5 protein-coding genes are annotated in these 4,556 nt (G+C 69.8%); 4 read left to right on the plus strand and 1 reads right to left on the minus strand.

Annotation, left to right across the window (positions count from 1 at the left end):
* The first annotated feature begins 278 nt into the window (after positions 1-278).
* Positions 279-911 (plus strand): peroxiredoxin, encoded by a 633-nt coding sequence (locus VJS38_RS13580; protein WP_324088684.1) that lies wholly within the window; start codon positions 279-281, stop codon positions 909-911.
* Between the two features lie 18 nt (positions 912-929).
* On the opposite strand, the gene VJS38_RS13585 is transcribed toward VJS38_RS13580, so the two are convergent.
* Positions 930-1,436, minus strand: coding sequence for a hypothetical protein (locus VJS38_RS13585; RefSeq protein WP_324088685.1), 507 nt, complete (start codon positions 1,434-1,436; stop codon positions 930-932).
* Between the two features lie 133 nt (positions 1,437-1,569).
* On the opposite strand from VJS38_RS13585, the gene VJS38_RS13590 reads away from it, so the two are divergent.
* The 3 genes from VJS38_RS13590 to VJS38_RS13600 all read left to right on the plus strand — a co-directional run.
* Complete coding sequence (locus VJS38_RS13590; RefSeq protein ID WP_324088686.1) at positions 1,570-2,298, plus strand: sulfotransferase family 2 domain-containing protein; 729 nt, start codon at positions 1,570-1,572, stop codon at positions 2,296-2,298.
* Positions 2,299-2,365: 67 nt separating this feature from the next.
* Positions 2,366-4,303: an acetate--CoA ligase gene (acs, locus tag VJS38_RS13595; protein ID WP_324088687.1), complete on the plus strand. Its 1,938-nt coding sequence runs from the start codon at positions 2,366-2,368 to the stop codon at positions 4,301-4,303.
* Positions 4,304-4,313: 10 nt separating this feature from the next.
* Positions 4,314-4,556, plus strand: a 243-nt coding sequence (locus VJS38_RS13600; RefSeq protein WP_324088688.1) for a hypothetical protein, incomplete at its 3' end; no start/stop codon positions are given.

Genomic DNA, 4,556 nt, shown 5'->3' on the forward strand with positions numbered 1-4,556 from the left:
GGCCACCCCGGTCTCGCGCCCGACGCCCTCCGAGCCCCGCCGCATGACCGAGCGCCTGCAACGCGCCTACGGCGGCGGCGCGGCGAAGGCCGCGGCGCTGAAGTCGGACTGGGAGGAGTTCTAGAAGCCCGGAAGCTCCGCCTCAGGCGGAGGATCTGTCTCTCCAGCGCGCGCTCGATTCCGTCGGGCGCGCGTTTTGTTTAACGGGCCTGCGTGCAAACGTCGCACACCTGGCCTAGGTTCGCGCCGACCCGCACTGGGACCTAAGGAGACGCGTCATGGCGCTGCAACTGGGCGATATCGCACCCGATTTCACGCAGGATTCCACCGAGGGATCGCTGAACTTCTACACGTGGGCCGGCGACAGCTGGGTCGTGCTGTTCTCCCACCCCAAGGACTTCACCCCGGTCTGCACGACCGAGCTGGGCCTGGTCTCCAAGCTCAAGCCGGAGTTCGAGAAGCGCGGCGTCAAGGTGATCGGCCTCTCGGTCGACCCGGCCGACAGCCACCAGGGCTGGGCCAAGGACATCGAGGAGACGCAGGGCGCGGCCCTGAACTTCCCGCTGATCGCCGACCACGACCGCAAGGTCTCCGACCTCTATGGGATGATCCACCCGAACGCTTCCGACACGCTGACGGTGCGTTCTGTCTTCGTGCTCGACCCGCAGAAGAAGGTGCGTCTGACGCTGACCTATCCGGCGTCCACCGGCCGCAACTTCGACGAGCTGCTGCGCGTGATCGACAGCCTGCAGCTCACCGACAAGCACAAGGTGGCGACGCCGGGCAACTGGAAGCACGGCGAGGACGTGATCATCGTCACCTCGGTCACCAACGAGCAGGCCAAGGAACTCTTCCCGGCCGGCTGGGTCGAGCACAAGCCGTACCTGCGCACCGTCAAGCAGCCGGGCTGAGGACCCGCGCGCCGTCGGTCAGGAGCTGGCCTTCGCCGGTTCCGGGCCGACCGTGATGGTGAAGCCGGCGGGGGCCATCCCGACCAGCCGCCAGCCCGCCTTGGCCTTGGCGAAGGTGAGCAGGCAGGCCTCCTGCGGCGTCTGGTCGTGCAGGCAGACGCGGTCCTTGCCGTCGGGCTTGAGCAGGGCCGCGGCCTGCTCGCGCGTCGGCGGGGCGGCGAGCGGCGCGCCCGAAGTTCCCGCGACGAGGCGGAAGGCGTGCGGGGTGATCATCCGGTCCAGCGCCGCGTCCGAAGCGCCGCCCTCTACCGCCAGCGAATTGGCCTGGGCCACGCGCAGCAGCTGCTGACGCAGGTCGGCGCGCACCGCAGCGCGATCGACGACCTTCTCGAAGCTCTGGGCGTCCTCGGACCAGGCCGATGCGAGCAGGGCCTGGGCGGCGGCGGTCTCGCCGCGCTCGGCCGGCTTGCGCGCGCAGCCCTGCGTCGCCAACACCAAGGCGGCGAGCGCCGCGACCGTGACCATACGAACCATCGGCGGGACCATGGCGAGGCCGACGACTCGTCGCAAGCTGAGCCGTAGCGGTACATTGCCTCGGTCCCCGCGGCGGGGCTATTCGTCCCCAGATTTCTCAACGGTCGAGTACAGAAAGGACGCGATGTCGCGCGGCTATGATCCCGGAAGGCCGTTGTTCTCGCTGCACGTGCCCAAGACCGCCGGAACCAGCTTCCGCAACGACCTGGAGGCCTGGTTCGGCCGCGAGCAGATGGCCCTCCACTACCGCGGCGACCAGGGCGAGGCGCCGCCGAAGGCGAAGCTTCGGCCCGGCCTTTGCGTCCACGGCCATTTCAACCGCCTGCGCGGCATCGGCGTGCGCCAGTACTATCCCGAGGCCGACCAGTTCATCGTCTTCCTGCGCGAGCCCTTCGACCGCTTCGTCTCGACCTGGCGCTATCTGCATTTCCAGGTCCGCAGCGGCGTCCGCGTGCCGGACTTCGTCGACCGTCCGGACCTTTCGACCTGGCTCGACCGGCGAATCGCGGCGACGCCCGACGTGCGCGAGGATCCGTTCTCCTTCCTGGCCCAGCTGGCCGATCCGGCCGACCCCGCCGACCCGGCGGCCGTCTTCGGGCCGCAGTACCTGGCGGTCGGGGTGACCGAGCGTTACGCCGAGTCCGTCGAGCTGCTCGCCGCCGTCCTGGGACGCGTGGCGCCGGCCGAGGTCACCCGCCTCAACCGGGCCGACGACAATCATCGCGTCGGCGATCCGCAGGCCGACCACGAAGGCCTGCGCGAGGTCTACGCTCGCGCCTTTCCCCTCGAATATGCGGTCTATGACGCCGCGGCGGCGCGTCTCGAGGCCGGCCGCCGCGCCCTGCGGCTCTGAAGTCCGCCGGGACGATTGCGCCCCAACGTCGCATCCGCATAGTGGCCGGCAAAGAGTGGAGACGTTCATGAGCGACGAGCTTTTCCCGGTCCCGGCGGAGTGGGCGGAACGGGCGCTGATCAAGCCGCAGGACTACGAGGCGGCGGTGCGCCGCGTAGAGACCGACCCCGACGGCTACTGGAGCGAGATCGGCCGGCGGCTGACCTGGAGCAAGCCGTTCACCCAGGTGAAGGACGTCTCCTTCGACCGCGAGGACTTCCGCATCCGCTGGTTCGCCGACGGCGAGCTGAACGTCTCCGTCAACTGCATCGACCGCCACCTGCCCGAGCGCAAGGACGACGTCGCCTTCATCTGGGAGAGCGACGACCCGCAGGTCACCAACACGGTCACCTACGGCCGGCTGCACGCCGAAGTCTGCCGGATGGCCAATGTGCTGAAGGCCAAGGGCGTCAGAAAGGGCGACCGGGTCACCATCTACCTGCCGATGATCCCCCAGGCCGCCTTCGCCATGCTGGCCTGCGCGCGGATCGGGGCGATCCATTCGGTGGTGTTCGGCGGCTTCTCGCCCGAAAGCATCGCCGGCCGCATCCTCGACTGCGACTCCAAGGTGGTGATCACCGCCGACGAGGGCCTGCGCGGCGGCAAGACCGTGCCGCTGAAGCGCAACGTCGACGAGGCGCTGAAGGAGTGCCCGGGCGTGACCAGCGTCATCGTCGTGCGCCGCACCCGAGCGGACGTGCCGATGACCGCCGGCCGCGACGAGTTCTATTCGGACCTCAAGACCACGGTCGCCGACGCGTGCGAGCCGGAGCCGATGAATGCGGAGGACCCGCTGTTCATCCTCTATACCTCGGGCTCGACCGGCAAGCCCAAGGGCGTGCTGCACACCACCGGCGGCTATCTGGCCTGGGCCAGCTACACCCATCAGGCGGTGTTCGACTATCGCCCGGGCGAAATCTTCTGGTGCACCGCCGACATCGGCTGGGTCACCGGCCATTCCTACGTGGTCTACGGGCCGCTCGCCAACGGCGCCACCAGCCTGATCTTCGAAGGCGTGCCCAACTACCCGACCCCGTCGCGCTTCTGGGAGGTGGTCGACAAGCACAAGGTCGAGATCTTCTACACCGCCCCCACCGCCATCCGCGCGCTGGAGCGCGAGGGCGAGGAGCCGGTGAAGCGCACCTCGCGCCAGTCGCTGCGGCTGCTGGGCTCGGTCGGCGAGCCGATCAATCCGGAGGCCTGGCTCTGGTATCACCGCGTGGTCGGCGAGGAGCGCTGCCCGATCGTTGACACCTGGTGGCAGACCGAAACCGGGGCGGCGCTGATGAGCCCGCTGCCGGGCGCCACGGCGCTGAAGCCGGGCTCCTGCACCCGGCCGCTGCCCGGCGTGAAGCCGCAGCTGGTCGACGGCGAGGGCAAGGTGCTGGAGGGCGCCGTCAGCGGCGCCCTCTGCATCACCGACAGCTGGCCGGGGCAGATGCGCTCGGTCTACGGCGACCACGAGCGCTTCATCAGCACCTACTTCTCGACCTATCCCGGCAAATACTTCACCGGCGACGGCGCGCGCCGCGACGAGGACGGCTACTACTGGATCACCGGCCGCGTCGACGACGTGATCAACGTGTCCGGCCACCGGCTGGGCACCGCCGAGATCGAGGCCGCGCTGGCCGCCCACGAGGCGGTGACCGAGGCTGCGGTGGTCGGCTATCCGCACGACATCAAGGGGCAGGGCATCTACTGCTATGTCACGTTGAAGGCCGACGTCACCCCGACCGACATCCTGCAGGCCGAGCTGAAGGGCTGGGTGCGCCGCGAGATCGGCCCCTTCGCCGCCCCCGACGTGGTGCAGTTCGCGCCAGGCCTGCCGAAGACCCGCTCCGGCAAGATCATGCGCCGCATCCTGCGCAAGATCGCCGAAAACGATCTGTCGAACCTGGGCGACACCTCCACCCTGGCCGATCCCTCGGTGGTCGACGACCTGGTGCAGAACCGGCCGCCGGTCTGAGCCCGGGTCGATGTCCGTCGAGCTTCCCGCGGCCCTGCGCGCGGCCGTCGCGCGGGAGCTCGAGGGCGTCTCGCGCAAGCGGCTCGCCGAACGCACGGCCCGCACGACCGCCGCCTACCGGTCGGGCCAGGGCTCGGCCGGGGTGATCCGCGACGGCGACGACGCGCTGGCCTATGCGCTGGCGCGCCTGCCGGCGACCTACGCCGCCTGCGCCCGGGCGTTCGAGCAGGCCCTGGACCGCGCGCCCGGCTTC

It is taken from the genome of Phenylobacterium sp., from assembly GCF_035276905.1.
Classification (GTDB): domain Bacteria; phylum Pseudomonadota; class Alphaproteobacteria; order Caulobacterales; family Caulobacteraceae; genus Phenylobacterium.

What these genes read in the sequence shown, in the direction of transcription:
- VJS38_RS13590 (WP_324088686.1), top strand. Translation starts at nt 1,570, where the DNA reads ATGTCGCGCGGCTATGATCCCGGAAGGCCGTTGTTCTCGCTGCACGTG.
- VJS38_RS13585 (WP_324088685.1), bottom strand. Translation starts at nt 1,436, where the DNA reads ATGGTCACGGTCGCGGCGCTCGCCGCCTTGGTGTTGGCGACGCAGGGC.
- acs (WP_324088687.1), top strand. Translation starts at nt 2,366, where the DNA reads ATGAGCGACGAGCTTTTCCCGGTCCCGGCGGAGTGGGCGGAACGGGCG.
- VJS38_RS13580 (WP_324088684.1), top strand. Translation starts at nt 279, where the DNA reads ATGGCGCTGCAACTGGGCGATATCGCACCCGATTTCACGCAGGATTCC.